Annotated in this window: 16 protein-coding genes; 15 read left to right on the top strand and 1 reads right to left on the bottom strand. The window is 70.9% G+C overall.

The genetic code is table 11. The features are described from left to right. The first annotated feature begins 79 nt into the window (after window positions 1-79). The 7 genes from rplS to HNO83_RS10315 all read left to right on the top strand — a co-directional run bounded on the left by rplS (window position 80) and on the right by HNO83_RS10315 (window position 6,520). Window positions 80-427 (top strand): 50S ribosomal protein L19, encoded by a 348-nt coding sequence (gene rplS / locus HNO83_RS10345; RefSeq protein ID WP_175337439.1) that lies wholly within the window; start codon window positions 80-82, stop codon window positions 425-427. A 130-nt stretch (window positions 428-557) separates the two neighbouring features. Continuing rightward, complete coding sequence (gene rnhB, locus HNO83_RS10340) at window positions 558-1,220, top strand: ribonuclease HII (RefSeq protein ID WP_249776646.1); 663 nt, start codon at window positions 558-560, stop codon at window positions 1,218-1,220. A 54-nt stretch (window positions 1,221-1,274) separates the two neighbouring features. Next, window positions 1,275-1,598 carry a DUF2469 family protein gene (locus tag HNO83_RS10335; RefSeq protein WP_018190696.1) on the top strand — a complete coding sequence of 108 codons (324 nt, stop codon included), beginning with the start codon at window positions 1,275-1,277 and terminating at the stop codon, window positions 1,596-1,598. A gap of 143 nt (window positions 1,599-1,741) precedes the next feature. Beyond that, complete coding sequence (locus HNO83_RS10330) at window positions 1,742-2,098, top strand: YraN family protein (RefSeq protein WP_175337437.1); 357 nt, start codon at window positions 1,742-1,744, stop codon at window positions 2,096-2,098. After that, on the top strand, window positions 2,098-3,636 hold the full coding sequence (locus tag HNO83_RS10325; RefSeq protein ID WP_175337436.1) for a YifB family Mg chelatase-like AAA ATPase: 1,539 nt from the start codon (window positions 2,098-2,100) through the stop codon (window positions 3,634-3,636). Before HNO83_RS10330 ends, HNO83_RS10325 begins: the two co-directional genes overlap by 1 nt. Continuing rightward, window positions 3,633-5,327, top strand: a complete 1,695-nt coding sequence (gene dprA / locus HNO83_RS20765; RefSeq protein ID WP_349627127.1) for a DNA-processing protein DprA — start codon at window positions 3,633-3,635, stop codon at window positions 5,325-5,327. The genes HNO83_RS10325 and dprA overlap by 4 nt, the downstream gene beginning before the upstream one ends. Before the next feature lie 83 nt (window positions 5,328-5,410). Then, a complete protein-coding gene (locus HNO83_RS10315; protein ID WP_175337435.1) occupies window positions 5,411-6,520 on the top strand; it encodes a tyrosine recombinase XerC in 1,110 nt (369 codons plus the stop codon). A gap of 15 nt (window positions 6,521-6,535) precedes the next feature. Here HNO83_RS10315 and HNO83_RS10310 read toward each other — a convergent pair whose 3' ends face one another. Beyond that, window positions 6,536-7,255, bottom strand: coding sequence for a murein hydrolase activator EnvC family protein (locus HNO83_RS10310; protein ID WP_249776645.1), 720 nt, complete (start codon window positions 7,253-7,255; stop codon window positions 6,536-6,538). A gap of 220 nt (window positions 7,256-7,475) precedes the next feature. Here HNO83_RS10310 and HNO83_RS10305 point away from each other — a divergent pair, with 220 nt between their 5' ends. The 8 genes from HNO83_RS10305 to HNO83_RS10270 all read left to right on the top strand — a co-directional run bounded on the left by HNO83_RS10305 (window position 7,476) and on the right by HNO83_RS10270 (window position 14,861). Continuing rightward, complete coding sequence (locus HNO83_RS10305; RefSeq protein ID WP_175337434.1) at window positions 7,476-8,981, top strand: sugar porter family MFS transporter; 1,506 nt, start codon at window positions 7,476-7,478, stop codon at window positions 8,979-8,981. A 230-nt stretch (window positions 8,982-9,211) separates the two neighbouring features. Then, window positions 9,212-10,135 carry a 30S ribosomal protein S2 gene (gene rpsB / locus HNO83_RS10300; protein ID WP_175337433.1) on the top strand — a complete coding sequence of 308 codons (924 nt, stop codon included), beginning with the start codon at window positions 9,212-9,214 and terminating at the stop codon, window positions 10,133-10,135. A gap of 47 nt (window positions 10,136-10,182) precedes the next feature. Continuing rightward, window positions 10,183-11,013, top strand: a complete 831-nt coding sequence (gene tsf, locus HNO83_RS10295) for a translation elongation factor Ts (protein ID WP_175337432.1) — start codon at window positions 10,183-10,185, stop codon at window positions 11,011-11,013. Window positions 11,014-11,141: 128 nt separating this feature from the next. Continuing rightward, window positions 11,142-11,855 carry a UMP kinase gene (gene pyrH / locus HNO83_RS10290; RefSeq protein ID WP_175337431.1) on the top strand — a complete coding sequence of 238 codons (714 nt, stop codon included), beginning with the start codon at window positions 11,142-11,144 and terminating at the stop codon, window positions 11,853-11,855. 57 nt (window positions 11,856-11,912) lie between these two features. Next, complete coding sequence (gene frr, locus HNO83_RS10285) at window positions 11,913-12,467, top strand: ribosome recycling factor (protein WP_175337430.1); 555 nt, start codon at window positions 11,913-11,915, stop codon at window positions 12,465-12,467. Between the two features lie 3 nt (window positions 12,468-12,470). Continuing rightward, a complete protein-coding gene (locus HNO83_RS10280; RefSeq protein ID WP_175337429.1) occupies window positions 12,471-13,547 on the top strand; it encodes a phosphatidate cytidylyltransferase in 1,077 nt (358 codons plus the stop codon). A gap of 12 nt (window positions 13,548-13,559) precedes the next feature. Beyond that, window positions 13,560-14,105 carry a DivIVA domain-containing protein gene (locus HNO83_RS10275; RefSeq protein WP_175337428.1) on the top strand — a complete coding sequence of 182 codons (546 nt, stop codon included), beginning with the start codon at window positions 13,560-13,562 and terminating at the stop codon, window positions 14,103-14,105. A gap of 54 nt (window positions 14,106-14,159) precedes the next feature. Beyond that, on the top strand, window positions 14,160-14,861 hold the full coding sequence (locus tag HNO83_RS10270) for an aggregation-promoting factor C-terminal-like domain-containing protein (protein ID WP_349627126.1): 702 nt from the start codon (window positions 14,160-14,162) through the stop codon (window positions 14,859-14,861). Window positions 14,862-14,868: the final 7 nt, after the last annotated feature.

Genomic DNA, 14,868 nt, shown 5'->3' with positions numbered 1-14,868 from the left:
TACCGAATCATGGCCGCTCCGCCTGGAGCCGGCCCCGAGTCCGTCCCCGACCTGCGGCGGGTACAGAGAGCGAACAGCCATGCACATCCTCGATCAGGTGGACGCCGCGTCCCTCAAGCAGGACATCCCCGCGTTCCGCGCCGGCGACACCGTCAAGGTGCACGTGAACATCATCGAGGGCAGCCGCTCTCGTATCCAGGTCTTCCAGGGCGTGGTCATCGGCCGCTCCGGCGAGGGCGTCCGCGAGACCTTCACGGTCCGCAAGGTCAGCTTCCAGGTCGGCGTCGAGCGCACCTTCCCGGTGCACTCCCCGGTCATCGACAAGATCGAGGTCGTCACCCGCGGTGACGTGCGTCGCGCGAAGCTCTACTACCTGCGTGAGCTCCGCGGCAAGAAGGCGAAGATCAAGGAGAAGCGCGAGAACTGATTCTCGGCGCCTCCTTCCAGAACCCCCGGTCCCTCGGATCGGGGGTTCTGCCGTTTCCGGTCGGCTCACGGCTCCGCGAGCGCTTATCCTGGGACGGTCGGCAGGATCGTGAGGGAGTGACGAGCGGATGATGACCCCGGTGTCCCCGACCCTGCGTTTCGAGAAGGCCCTGTACCGCGAGGGAGTGACCTCGATCGTCGCGGTGGACGAGGTCGGTCGCGGAGCGCTCGCCGGGCCGGTCGCCGTCGGGATGGTCGTCATCGACACCGCGGTCAAGCGCATCCCGCCAGGACTGCGCGACTCCAAGCTGCTGCCGGAGCCGGTGCGCGAGTCGCTCGAACCGCTCTGCCGCAGATGGGCGATGCACCACGCCGTCGGGCTCGCCAGCGCCGAGGAGGTCGACGCTCTGGGGATCATGCGCTGCCTGGGGCTCGCCGGCGCGCGCGCCCTCGCTCAGCTGGAGGAGCAGGACGCCCCGGTGCACGACAGCACGCTCATCCTCGACGGCAATTACGACTACCTCAACCCGTCCCTCATGCGGCCGGCGAAGGTCGTGACCCGCATCAAGGCCGACCGCGACTGCGCGTCGGTGGCGGCCGCATCCGTGATCGCCAAGGTGCACCGCGACCGGATGATGATCGCGCACGACCTGGAGTATCCCGGCTACGGCTGGGCGAGCAACAAGGGCTACTCCTCGCCGGAGCATTTCGCGGCGATCGCCGAGCTCGGCCCCAGCGCGCTGCACCGCCTCACCTGGCTGAAGCAGCCCGCCCTGGTCGAACTGTCCGAGTAGCGCCGGGGCGCACCCGGCCCGCTCCCGGCTCAACCGGCATAGACTTGTCGGACAATGGATGAAGACGAGTTCGACGACTACGACCGCGAGGTCGAGTTGGCTTTGTATCGCGAGTACCGGGACGTCGTCTCGCAGTTCAAGTATGTGATCGAGACGGAGCGGCGGTTCTACCTCGCGAACGAGGTGGAGTTCGTGCGGCGCGACACCGAGCACGACTTCTACTTCGAGCTGACGATGAACGACGTCTGGGTGTGGGACGTGTACCGTGCCGACCGCTTCGTGAAGTCCGTGCGGGTGCTGACGTTCAAGGACGTCAACATCGAGGAGCTGTCGTCGAAGGAGTTCGAGCTGCCGAAGGAGCTCGCGCTCGACGAGTGACGACCGTGTGATCGCGTCGGCCTTCGCTTTCGCGCGATCGCGTCTTCCGTCCACAGGCTGACCGGCCGACCAGTTCTCCACCGTTCGCTCCCTCCGCCGTTCCCCCTCCGCACCTCTCCACGAGGCTGGTGGCGGAGGTTCACATGGCACGGAAAGATGAATTGGGCCGGCGCGGCGAACAGGTCGCGGCCGACTGGCTGGAGGGACTCGGCTACCGGGTCGTCGACCGCAACTGGCGGTGCCCGACCGGAGAACTCGACCTGGTGCTGCGCCAGGGGAGGACGCTGGTCTTCGCGGAGGTGAAGACGCGCTCGTCGCTCGAATTCGGTCACCCGTTCGAGGCGATCACGTCGGCGAAGAGCGCGCGGCTGCGGCGCCTGGCCGCGCACTGGTGCCGCGAGCACGCGCCGGCGGCGGCAGACGTGCGCATCGACGCGGTCGCGGTGACCGACGCGTGGAGCGAGCGTCCACTGGTCGAGCACCTGACCGGGATCGTGTGATGGCACTCGCACGCACCTTCGCGGTCGCCCTCCACGGGGTCCGCGGCCACGTCGTCGAAGTCGAGGCCGACATCTCGGCCGGTCTTCCCGCCTTCGTCCTGATCGGCTTGCCCGACACGGCGCTCGGCGAGTCCCGCAAGCGCGTCGGAGCGGCGGCGGTGAATGCCGGCTGCCCGCTGACCCAGAAGAAGCTCACGATCAACCTGTCGCCCGCTGCTCTCCCGAAGCAGGGGTCCGGGTTCGACCTCGCCATCGCTATCGCGGCGCTGTCCGCGGCCGGTGCCATCCCGCCGGAGTCGGCCGCGAGTGCCGTCCACCTCGGCGAGCTCGGGCTCGACGGCAGGCTGCGGCCGGTCTCCGGCATCCTGCCCGCGGTGCTCGCCGCGCGGGACGCGGGGTTCGCCCGGGTCTTCGTCCCCGCGGGCAATGCCGAGGAGGCGTCCCTGGTCGACGGGATCGACATCCGGGGTGTCACCGGCCTTCGTGCCGCGGCCATCGCGCACGGTGCGGAGCTCGATCCGGTGGAGGAGGAGCCCGTGCTCCTGCCCGCGCCCGAGGCGCGCAAGACCTCCGAACCCGACATGGCCGAGGTCGCAGGCAACGACGAGGCCGTCGGAGCCCTACTGGCGGCCGCCGCCGGTGGACATCACCTGTCGATGGTCGGACCGCCCGGCTCGGGCAAGACGATGCTCGCCCGCCGCCTGCCGACGATCCTGCCCGACCTCGGCGGACCCGAGGCGGTGGAGGCCACCTGCATCCGTTCCCTGACCGGGGCGGGGGTCGGCAAGCACCTCGTCCGCCGGCCGCCGTTCGAGGCGCCGCACCACACCGCCTCGGCTGCCGCACTGGTGGGAGGGGGGACCGGTCGCATCGCGCCAGGCGCGATCGTGCGGGCGACGCACGGCGTCCTGTTCCTCGACGAAGCGGCGGAGTTCCCTCCGTCGGTGCTCGACGCACTCCGCCAACCGTTGGAGAACGGCAGCATCACCATCCACCGGGCGAGTGGAGCGGCCTCCTTCCCGGCGCGCTTCCAGCTCGTGCTCGCCTCGAATCCGTGCCCGTGCGGCCATTACGGATCTGCGGACGAAGAGTGCACCTGCTCGCCGATGGCCCGGCGTCGCTACTTCGCCCGGATGTCCGGGCCGCTCCTGGACCGCGTCGACATCCGGCTCACCGTTCGGCGGCTCGGGGTCGCGGCCATCCGTTCCGCTGCTCACCTGCGCTCCGACCGCAGCAGCATGATGCTCCGCGCACGTGTGGAGGCGGCACGCGCCGTTGCGGCCGAGCGGCTGCGCGGAACGGAGTGGTCGCGCAACGCCGACGTCGCCGGCAGCTGGCTGCGCTCAGGCGAGCATCGCCTGGGTTCCCGCGCGATCGCACCGCTCGATCGCGCCCTCGAACGCGGCGCGATCACGATGCGCGGCTACGACCGCACCCTTCGCCTGGCCTGGACGCTCGCCGACCTCGACCAGGCATCGTCACCGGATGTCGACCACGTCGGCCGTGCCCTCTTCCTCCGACGGGGGATCGCCTCATGACCCCGCCATGCGACGACTGCGGCCTCCGTCGGCACATCGCGCCGCTCCGAGCGGGCACGAACGGTGAGTTCGGCCCGGCCTCGGCTGGTGCGGGGCCGGCGACGGGCACTGTTCCGGGAGCCTTCCCCGGTATCTCGGACAAGGCCCTCGCCCGGATCCTCGAACCGGTCGTGCCGTCGGTCGACGGCTCGGCGGAACCCTCCCTGGGCGATCCGGACGTCCGCGCAGAGCTCTTCGCGCGCGTGGCGCTCTCGACAGCCATCGAGCCGGGGGATCAGGAAGCGGGACGCCTCCTGCAGGCTCTCGGTCCCGTCGCGTTCGTCTCGGCGGTCATCGACGGGTCCGACGGCCGACGCCTCCTCGACGTGCTGCGAGGGAGCGCAGACGACGTCCTGCGCTCCGGCGATCCCATTCCCTCTCGGATGGACGACGGGCCGGACTGCGCGCCGGTGTCCGCGGGCACGGCTCCTCTGCCGAGGGCGGCCGCCATGCCGGACGCCCCACCGATCCCGCAGATCGGAGCGGTCGGCATTCCGGAACCGGGATCGCACGCGGCTCAGCGCCCGGACGCGTCCGTTCCGCCTGCCGACTGGGGGCCGTCCTTCGGGGGCCTCCGGGCGGCCGACCGGCCTGAGCCGGCAGTGCCACGGCACTCCCGAGGCGGATCCGGGCGGCGTGACAACAGGGCTGAGCGCCGTCTCGACGAATGCCTCTCTCGCTGGCGATCGCGCCTCTCGCTGGCGGAGGCGCAGCGGGTCCTCGAGCGTGCGGCGAGGATCGATTCGCGGCTCCTGACGCCGCTCTCACCGCTCTGGCCCTCGGGTTTCGACGCGCTCGAGCACGGAGCACCGCTCGCCCTGTGGGTCCGAGGCGACCCGACCCGGCTGACGCGGCTGGACCGTTCGATCGCTCTCGTCGGGGCCAGGGCGGCCACGGCGTACGGCGAGCACGTGGCGGGGGAGAGCGCGGCAGGGCTGGCGGACCGCGGCTTCGCGATCGTGTCCGGCGGCGCCTACGGGATCGACGCAGCAGCCCACCGCGCCGCGGTCGTCAGCGGGGGCGTGACCGTCGCCTTCCTCGCGGGTGGCGTCGACCGGCTCTACCCGGCAGGCAACAGCGAGTTGCTTCGCCGCATCGCCGCCACCGGTGTTCTCGCTTCAGAGCTGCCGCCCGGTTCGGCCCCCACCCGGTGGCGCTTCCTGATGCGGAACAGGCTCATCGCAGCGGCCGCGACCGCCACGGTGGTGGTGGAGGCCGGACATCGTTCCGGCTCGCTCAACACGGCCGGGCATGCCGCCCAGATGGCGCGACCTCTCGGCGCGGTCCCCGGCAGCGTCCTGTCACCGGCGTCGGCAGGGACGCACCGGCTGATCCGGGAGTACGCGGCCACCTGCGTCACGACCGTCGAGGAGATGGCCGAGCTGGCCGATCCGCTCGGCGGCGGCGCGCCACCGCCGGACGGCGCCGACCCGGGCGGCGGGGTGCCGGACGCGGCGAGTCCCGAGTACCGGGTCGTCGCCCACCTGTCACGGTCGCGTGCGGCGAGCGCCGACGAGGTCGCGGCACGCGCGGGACTCCCGTTCTCGACGGTCGCCGCGGTGCTCGGGCGCATGGATCTTTCCGGGAGAGCTCGGGAGTCGGGCGAAGGCTGGGTCCTGGTCGGCGACCAGCGGCGAGAGGCGTCGCGCTGATGGGCCGCACCGCCGGGAGGCGTCGCGTCGCCCGTCGCGCGTCGCTCCGGCGCTCGCGAGCGCCGCCGCGCGATGCTTGAGGGGTGAACCTGAACGCCTCGATCGACGCCTACGAGCGACACCTGCGCGTGGAGCGCGGATACTCGCCGCAGACGATCCGGGCGTACCGTTCAGACCTCACGGCGCTGGCGGAGTTCGCCGGGACGCGCGGCGTCGCATCGCCCGCCGGCCTGACCCTCGATCTCTATCGGGACTGGCTCTGGGAGGGATCGCAGCGCGGTCTGGCCAAGTCCACGCTCGCGCGCCGATCGGCGTCCGCCCGCGGGTTCAGCGCCTGGCTCGCGCGCACGGCGTCGGCCGGCACCGCACCCGGAGACGCACTGAGCGGGCCTCGCGGAGCCGCCTCCGCGGAGACCGCCGGCGGCGGGTCTGCCGGGGGCGGGTCTGCCAGTGGAGGGGATGCCGGTGGAGGGTCTGCCGGGGGCGGGCCCGCCGATGGCGGGTCTGCCGCGGGCGAACCCGACCGGGGCGCGTCCGTCGATGCGGACGGCTACGGTTCGAGGATCGTCGACGCCGCCGCCCGATTGCGGGCGCCCAAAGCGGACAAGACGCTGCCTCGAGTGATCACGCGCGAGCAGATGGACGCGATGATCGCCGGGCTGGCGAAGCGGGCGGAGAACGGCGAGCCCGGCTCGCTCCGGGATGTCGCCCTGATCGAGGTGCTCTACGCCGCCGGGATCCGAGTGTCCGAGCTGACCGGTCTCGACGTGGACGACGTCGACTTGGACCGGCTGACCCTGCGGGTGGTCGGCAAGGGGTCGAAGGAGCGCGTGGTGCCGTTCGGGGTTCCCGCGCTGCGGGCCATCGGACGCTGGATTACGGCGGGCAGGCCCATTTTGGCGACGGCGGCGTCCGGTCCGGCGCTGTTCCTCGGCGCCCGGGGCGGGCGCATCGGCAGCCGGGCGGTCTACCAGCTCGTCGCGGGGCTGCTCGCCGACCTCCCCGGCGGAGGGCCGTCCGGGCCGCACGCCCTGCGACACACGGCGGCCACACACCTGCTCGACGGAGGAGCCGACCTCCGCGCCGTGCAGGAGATCCTCGGGCACGCCAGCCTCGGGACGACCCAGATCTACACGCATGTCTCCTCCGAGCGGCTCAAGGAGGCCTACCGGATCGCGCACCCCCGCGCCTGAAGCACCGGCCGACCCTCACCGCGTCGGCCCCAGCGGCAGGAGCACGGCGCGCGGGACGCGGTCGAAGAACCGGAGCGGGGAGACGTACTCCCCGTCGATCCGCACGCCCACGTGGAGGCACGCGTCCGCGCAGTGACCACCGGACGCCATCGTCCCGATGACGGCTCCCCGGCCGACAGAGGAACCCACGGACGGACCGGCCAGGACCGGCTCGAAGCTGGACAGGACGCCTCCGCCGTGATCGAGGGTCACGACGGGACGGTCCACGACCACCCCGGCGAAGCGCACGACCGCATCCGCCGGCGCAGCGACCGGCAGGCCCGGTGCGGCAGCGAGGTCTATGCCGCGGTGCCCCGCCGCGTACCGGGTCGGCGGAGCGGCATACGCCGCCACCGGGCGGTGCGACGGCACGGGCCACTGCCATGACCCCGCGCGGGCCTCCGCCGCCGACGGGTACGGCCGCGCCTCAGCGGCGCCGGCTCTGCCCCCGGCGCCGGCCGCGCCTCCAGCGCCGACTCCGACTCCGGCCGATCCGACGCCGGCCGATCCAGCGCCGACTCCGGCCGATCCGACCCGGGCCGATCCGACTACGCTTCCAGGGCCGACTCCGACCCCGGCTGATCCGGCTCCGTCCAGCGACGGCAGGATCGCACCCGCCGCCATCCAGGCCACGGCCACCACCGCACGCGCCGCGCGCCCCACCCGCTCCACCCGCACCATCCCGACCTCCACCATCCCCTCTGCCGGACCGACCGGCGTCCCCAGCCTCGTGGCGCAGCCCGCCGCGCACCCCGCTCCCGACGGGATCTGTGCACAACTCCACCCGCGGCCGTCCTGTGAGCACGTCGGCGGAAACCCGACGGTTCTCCCCACCGGCTTCCCGGCGTACCGTGTTGTTCGCCCTCGCCGCCGGCCGACGCGGGCAGCGAGGCGAGCACAACCGAAAAGGGATGACATGTCAGAACAACGAAGCACCGCGCGCACCACGACCGACGACGACACCGCACACCGCCCGACGGCGGCGATGCGACGCAAGGTCGTCGGGCTCGCCCTCGCGGCGGCGGTCGGCGGCTTCCTGTTCGGGTTCGACTCCTCCGTCATCAACGGCGCTGTCGACTCGATCCAGCACAACTTCGCCCTCAACGCCTTCGTCACCGGCTTCATCGTCGCCATCGCCCTGCTCGGCTGCGCCGTCGGAGCGTTCATCGCCGGACGCCTCGCCGACCGGTGGGGGCGGCTGCGGGTCATGCTGGTCGGCGCGATCCTGTTCCTGGCCAGCTCCATCGGCGCCGGGCTCGCGTTCTCAGCTTGGGACCTCGGCTTCTGGCGGGTGATCGGCGGTCTCGGCATCGGCATCGCCTCCGTCGTCGCGCCCGCGTACATCGCGGAGATCTCGCCGCGCCAGTCGCGCGGTCGGCTGGCATCGCTGCAGCAGCTGGCGATCACCATCGGTATCTTCGTGGCGCTGCTCTCGGATGCGCTCCTCGCCGGGATCGCCGGGTCGGCGTCCAAGGAGCTCTGGCTCGGCCTGGAGGCCTGGCGGTGGATGTTCCTGGTCGGCGTCATCCCGTCGGTCGTCTACGGCGTGCTCGCCCTCACCTTGCCGGAGTCGCCGCGCTACCTCCTGGCGAGCGGCCGGCGCGACGAGGCGCGGCGCATCTTCGCGACCCTGGTGCCCGAGAGCGATGTCGACCGGCAGATCGGCGACATCGAGAACGCGATCAAGGAGGACAAGGAGGGGGCGAAGGCCACCCTCGCCGGCAACCGGCTCGGGCTCAAGCCCATCGTCTGGATCGGCATCATCCTGTCCGTCTTCCAGCAGTTCGTCGGCATCAACGTGATCTTCTACTACTCGACGACCCTGTGGCGCGCCGTCGGGTTCACCGAGCAGAACTCCCTCCTCATCACCGTCATCACCTCGGTCACCAACGTCGTCGTCACCATCGTCGCGATCCTCCTCGTCGACCGCGTCGGACGCCGCCCGATCCTCCTCACCGGCTCCGTCGGGATGGCGCTGTCGCTCGGCGTGATGGCGCTGTCGTTCGCGTTCGCGGTCAAGGAGAACGGTGCGGTCACCCTTCCGGAGCCCTGGGGCCCGATCGCGCTGGTCGCCGCCAACATCTTCGTCGTCTGCTTCGGCGCGTCGTGGGGGCCGCTGGTGTGGGTGCTGCTCGGCGAGATCTTCCCGAGCCGGATCCGCGGGAAGGCGCTCGGCGTGGCCGCCGCGGCGCAGTGGATCGCGAACTTCCTGGTGACGATCTCGTTCCCGCCGATGGCGGACTTCTCGCTCCCGTTCACCTACGGCATGTACGCCGTCTTCGCGGCGCTGTCGTTCTTCTTCGTCTTCTTCAAGATCCCGGAGACGAACGGGATGGCGCTGGAGCAGGCGGAGACGCTGTTCAAGAACGCGGGCGGCCGTTCGCGCGGGCCGCAGGTGCGCTCCGGCGGCGAGTCCGCCTGACGCCCTTTCCTGCTAGGATGTTGCAAGCACTCCGCTCGTCGGAGTGACTACGCGTGCCCAAACGCCCTCAGCGGTTCACCCGCCCGGGCGGCACGCGCATCCACCGGTCTCCTCTCCGAACAGCACGGCCCCGCGCCGTGCGGTCGAAGGGGGAGCGGATGCGCGCGGGGCACCAGGTGTGGCGGCCGCCGGCCGCCGCAGAGACAACCGCAACCAAAAGGAGAACGGCAATGGCCGTCGTCACCATGCGCCAGCTGCTCGACAGCGGCGTCCACTTCGGGCACCAGACCCGCCGCTGGAACCCGAAGATGAAGCGCTTCATCCTCACCGAGCGCTCGGGCAGCTACATCATCGACCTGCAGCAGTCGCTCGCGTACATCGACAAGACGTACGACTTCGTGCGCGAGACGGTCGCCCACGGCGGCACTATCCTCTTCGTCGGCACCAAGAAGCAGGCGCAGCAGGCGATCGCCGAGCAGGCGACCCGCGTCGGCCAGCCCTACGTCAACCAGCGCTGGCTGGGCGGTCTGCTGACCAACTTCCAGACCGTGTCCAAGCGCCTCGCCCGCATGAAGGAGCTCGAGGAGCTCGACTTCGAGGGCACCACCAGCGGCTTCACCAAGAAGGAGCTGCTGATCAAGAAGCGCGAGCTCGACAAGCTGCACAAGTCGCTCGGCGGCATCCGCAACCTGTCGAAGACCCCGAGCGCGCTGTGGGTGGTCGACACCAAGAAGGAGCACCTCGCGATCGACGAGGCCAAGAAGCTGGGCATCCCGGTCATCGGCATCCTCGACACGAACTGCGACCCGGACGAGGTCCAGTACCCGATCCCGGGCAACGACGACGCCATCCGCTCCGTCACGCTGCTGACCCGCATCGTCGCCGACGCGGCGGCCGAGGGCCTCATCCAGCGTCACCAGAAGCCCGAGGAGGGCTCCGAGCCGGCCGAGCCGCTCGCCGAGTGGGAGCAGGAGCTCCTCCAGCAGTCGACCGGTGAGGCCGCTGCCACCGAGGAGAGCACCGAGCTCCAGGAGAGCGCCGAGACCGAGAAGGCCGCCGACGCCGACCTGGCCGAGGCCAAGGCCGACTCCGCCGAGATCATCGCCGAGGGTGAGGCGGACGCCGAGGCGGCCGCGGACGCCGAGTCCAAGTAACCCTCCCCACCAGAAGTCTTCGAGAAGAAGAAGGTTCCAGTCAGAACATGGCAAACATCAGCATCGCCGACATCAAGGCTCTCCGTGAGCAGCTCGGCACCGGCATGGTCGACACCAAGAAGGCGCTCGAGGAGGCCGATGGCGACATCGAGAAGGCCACCGAGATCCTGCGCCTGAAGGGTGCGAAGGGCAACGCGAAGCGCGCCGACCGCTCCACGAGCGAGGGCCTCGTCGCCGCCAAGGACAACGACAACGGCACCGCCACGATGATCGAGCTCGCCTGCGAGACCGACTTCGTCGCGAAGGGCGACAAGTTCATCGCCCTGGCCGACAAGGTGCTCGACGCGGCCGCCGCCGCGGGCGCCACCACCGTGGAGGAGGCCCTCGCGGCCCCCGCCGGCAGCCAGACCGTCGCCGAGCTCATCGGTGACGAGGCCGCCATCCTCGGCGAGAAGGTGGAGCTCCGCCGCATCGCCGTCGTGAACGGCGAGAAGTTCGCGGTCTACCTGCACAAGACCTCCAAGGACCTGCCCCCGCAGGTCGGTGTCGTGCTCGGCTACGCCGGCGACGACGCGGAGACCGCCCGCAGCATCGCGCAGCACATCTCGTTCGCGAACCCGACCTACCTCACGCGCGAGGACGTCCCGGCCGACGAGGTCGAGAACGAGCGTCGCATCGTCGAGGAGATCTCGCGCAACGAGGGCAAGCCGGAGGCCGCGCTCCCGAAGATCATCGAGGGCCGCCTCGGCGCCTTCTTCAAGCAGGTCGCCCTGCTGGAGCAGGAGTACGCCCGCGACAACAAGCTGACCATCAGCCAGGTGCTCAAGGATTCGGGTCTCACCGTCTCCGGCTTCGCCCGGTTCAAGGTCGGCGCGTAGCAGACCATGAAGGAGTCCGGATCGTTCAGACGATCCGGACTCCTTTTCTGTGCGCGGGACATGACGCCCGCGCAGACCCACCCAGTAGCGTGGAGCCACGACACCGCACGGAAGGACGCACGATTCGCATGACCGCAGGGACGAAACGACGCAGGGTCCTTCTGAAACTCTCCGGCGAGGCCTTCGGCGGCGGCCAGCTCGGGGTCAACCCGGACATCGTCAGCAGCATCGCCCGCGAGATCGCGCAGGCGGCGCAGGACGTCGAGATCGCGATCGTGGTCGGCGGCGGCAACTTCTTCCGCGGCGCGGAGCTGTCCCAGCGCGGCATGGACCGCGGGCGGGCCGACTACATGGGCATGCTCGGCACGGTAATGAACTCGCTCGCGCTCCAGGACTTCCTGGAGCAGGCGGGTGCCGAGACCCGCGTCCAGTCCGCCATCTCGATGACCCAGGTCGCCGAGCCCTACATCCCGCGGCGGGCGGAGCGCCACCTCGAGAAGGGCCGCGTGGTCATCTTCGGCGCCGGCGCCGGTCTTCCGTACTTCTCCACCGACACGGTCGCCGCGCAGCGCGCGCTCGAGATCAGCGCGGACGTCGTCCTGGTCGCCAAGAACGGCGTCGACGGCATGTACGACGACGACCCGCGCACGAATCCCGACGCCCGCAAGATCGACCAGATCAGCCACCAGGAGGCGCTGCAGCAGAACCTGAAGGCCGTCGACTCGACCGCGCTCAGCCTCTGCATGGACAACGGGATGCCGATGCGCATCTTCGGCATCGAGCCCGCCGGGAACGTCACCGCCGCCCTCCTCGGGGCCGAGATCGGCACGCTCCTCGGCTGAGGGTCGACCAGCCGCGCAATAGACTAGTCACCGACCCACCGATCTGAAGGAGAGACCGTGATCGCGGATGTGATTTCCGATGCACGCCAGCGCATGAGCAAGACCGTGGACGCGGCGAGGGACGACTTCGGTACGGTGAGCGCGGGCCGGGCGAACCCGGCTCTGTTCCAGAAGGTGCTCGTCGACTACTACGGCTCGCCCACGCCGCTCGCGCAGCTGGCCGGCCTCCAGAACCCGGAGGCGCGCGTCCTTCTGGTCACGCCGTACGACAAGTCGGCTCTGAAGGAGATCGAGAAGGCCATCGTCGCGATGCCGAACCTTTCGGCCAACGTCGGCAACGACGGCGAGATCGTGCGCGTCACGCTGCCCGAGCTCACCGAGGACCGCCGCAAGGAGTTCGTCAAGATCGTGCGCGGCAAGGGCGAGGACGCCAAGGTCGCGCTCCGCAACATCCGCCGCCGGTCGAAGGACGAGCTCGACGCGCTGAAGGGCGAGGTCGGCGACGACGAGCTGGCCCGCGCCGAGAAGGAGCTCGAGGCCATCACGCGCACGCACGTCGACGCCGTCGACGAGGCGCTGAAGCGCAAGGAAGCCGAACTGCTCGAGGTCTAGCCGATGACGGACGACAGCAGCCCGGGGGACCCGGCGCAGGAACCGCCGGGGGCGAACACGGCCGTGCCGGCCGCGTCGGCGGCTGCCTCTGCGCCCGCGTCGGCGCCGCTCCCGCAGACCGGCTCGGCGCGCAGGGCGAAGGCCCGGTCGCGGGAGGAGTTCCGCGCCCAGGTGCAGGCGACGCGCGCCGACTTCGAACGCCAGGTCCAGGCGCGCAAGGCGCAGCTGGACGCGACGAACGAGCGGATCGCGGAGCGGACGGGCCGCAACCTCATCCTGGCCACCGTGATCGGCCTCGTCGTCGGCGCGGTGGTCGTGGTCAGCCTGATCTTCATCAAAGAGCTCTTCCTGGTCTTCGGGATGGCGATGGCCGGGTTCGCCAGCTTCGAGCTGGCCCAGGCGTTCCGCGGTGCGGGGCGTCGTGTGCCGCGCATCCCCACGGTGATCGCGGCGGTCGCGATCGTGCCGGTGACCTTCTTCCTCCATGCGGGCGGCCAGCTGGTGGCGCTCGCGGGCGGCATCCTGCTGGTCGTCGTCTGGCGGCTAGTGGAGGAGGCCATCGCCGCCGCCCGGCGTCACGGCGGCAGGGCGCTGGGCCGCGACCTGCTGTGGTCGGTGTTCCTGCAGCTGTACGTCAGCCTGCTGGCCAGCTTCGTCATCCTGCTGCTCGCCGAGCCGCAGGGGGAGTGGTGGGTGCTGGCGTTCCTCATCACGGTCGTGTCGGTCGACACCGGCGCGTACGTGAGCGGGCTGTCGTGGGGCAAGCACCCGATGGCGCCGACGATCAGCCCCAAGAAGACGTGGGAGGGGTTCGCCGGGGCCGCCGCCGCGGCCGTCATCGCTGGTGTCGTGCTGTCGGTGTTCATGCTCGGCGAGCCGTGGTGGTTCGGTGTCGTCTTCGGCGTCGTGCTGCTGCTGACGGCCACCGCGGGAGACCTGGCGGAGTCGCTGATCAAGCGCGATCTCGGCATCAAGGACATGAGCTCGTGGCTGCCGGGCCACGGCGGATTCCTCGACCGGCTCGACTCGATCCTGCCGTCGGCGGCGGCGACCTACGTGCTGTTCCTGATCTTCCGATGACACAATGGGGGAGTGAGCACCTTCCCCCGCAGCCCCAAGTCCGCGCCGGGATACGACGTCGAGCAGGTGGACGAGTTCCTGCAGACGGCCCGCCGCGCCTACGACGGCGACGAGAGCGCGCCCGCCCTGACGGCCGCCGACATCCGCCACACGGCCTTCTCGATGGCGAAGGGCGGCTACTCGACCACACACGTGGATGCGGCCCTGGAGCGCCTGGAGGACGCCTTCGCGGCCCGTGAGCGCGAGAACGCCCGGGCGCGCCAGGGCGACGCCGCCTGGTTCGAGGACGCGCGGACGACCGCCCAGGTCGTCCTCAACCGGCTCGACCGTCCGCTCGGGCACCGTTTCGACCGGGTGGGCTTCCTCACGCTGGGCTACAACCGCAACGACGTCGACCGCTTCGCGAACCGCCTGGTGCGCTACTTCCAGGACGGCCGGCCGATGAGCGTGGACGAGGTGCGCACGGTCACGTTCCGCGAGCAGCGGGGCGGCTACCGGGAGGCGCAGGTCGATCTGCTGCTCGACAGCGTCACCGACGTCATGCTGGCGGTTCGCTGAGTGCGCGGCCGGTTTCTTGGGTTTTCGCCGGATCTCCGTTATCGTTCTGTGATCGTGGGTAGACGAGAAGCAGCAGCAGAGATCGTGCCGCTGACTCCGGCCAACCCGGTCGGTGTCGCATTCCGCCGTTCGAGGCGGCCGCACATCCGGTCGCGCGCGGCGGTGTGGGGCTTCGCCTTCACCGCGGCGGTCGGGTTCGCGCTCGTGAACGTGGTCGATCCGTTCTCCGGTGCGACGACGACTCCGGCGTACGCGGAGGCCCTGCACGACATCCCCACCACGTCCCGCTACGGCGAGGCCCCGACGCAGAGCCTCACGGCTCCCGAGGTCCCGGCGCTGAGCATCAGCCGCGACCCGGTGTCGGTCAAGGCGAAGCCGACGCCGACCCCCACCCCGACTCCGACCCCGACGGCCAAGAAGTCGTCGTCCTCCGGCGGCGGTGCGCCGTCGGCGCCGGTGCCGGATCCGGGCACCGCGAAGGCCATCGCGTACGACATGGTCAAGTCCCGCGGCTGGGGCGACGACCAGTACAGCTGCCTCGTCGCGCTGTGGAACAAGGAGTCCGGCTGGCGCGTCAACGCGTCCAACCCGAGCGGTGCGTACGGCATCCCGCAGGCTCTCCCCGGCAGCAAGATGGGCCCGGGATGGCAGACCGACGCGACGGTGCAGATCAGCTGGGGCCTAGGCTACATCGCCGGCCGTTACACGAACCCGTGCGGTGCCTGGGCGCACTCGCAGTCCGACGGCTGGTACTGACCGCTCC

Source organism: Leifsonia sp. C5G2, assembly GCF_013359685.1.
GTDB lineage: Bacteria > Actinomycetota > Actinomycetes > Actinomycetales > Microbacteriaceae > Leifsonia.
Note: the sequence above shows the minus strand (reverse complement) of the source record. Positions and strands in the feature narration are given on the sequence as shown.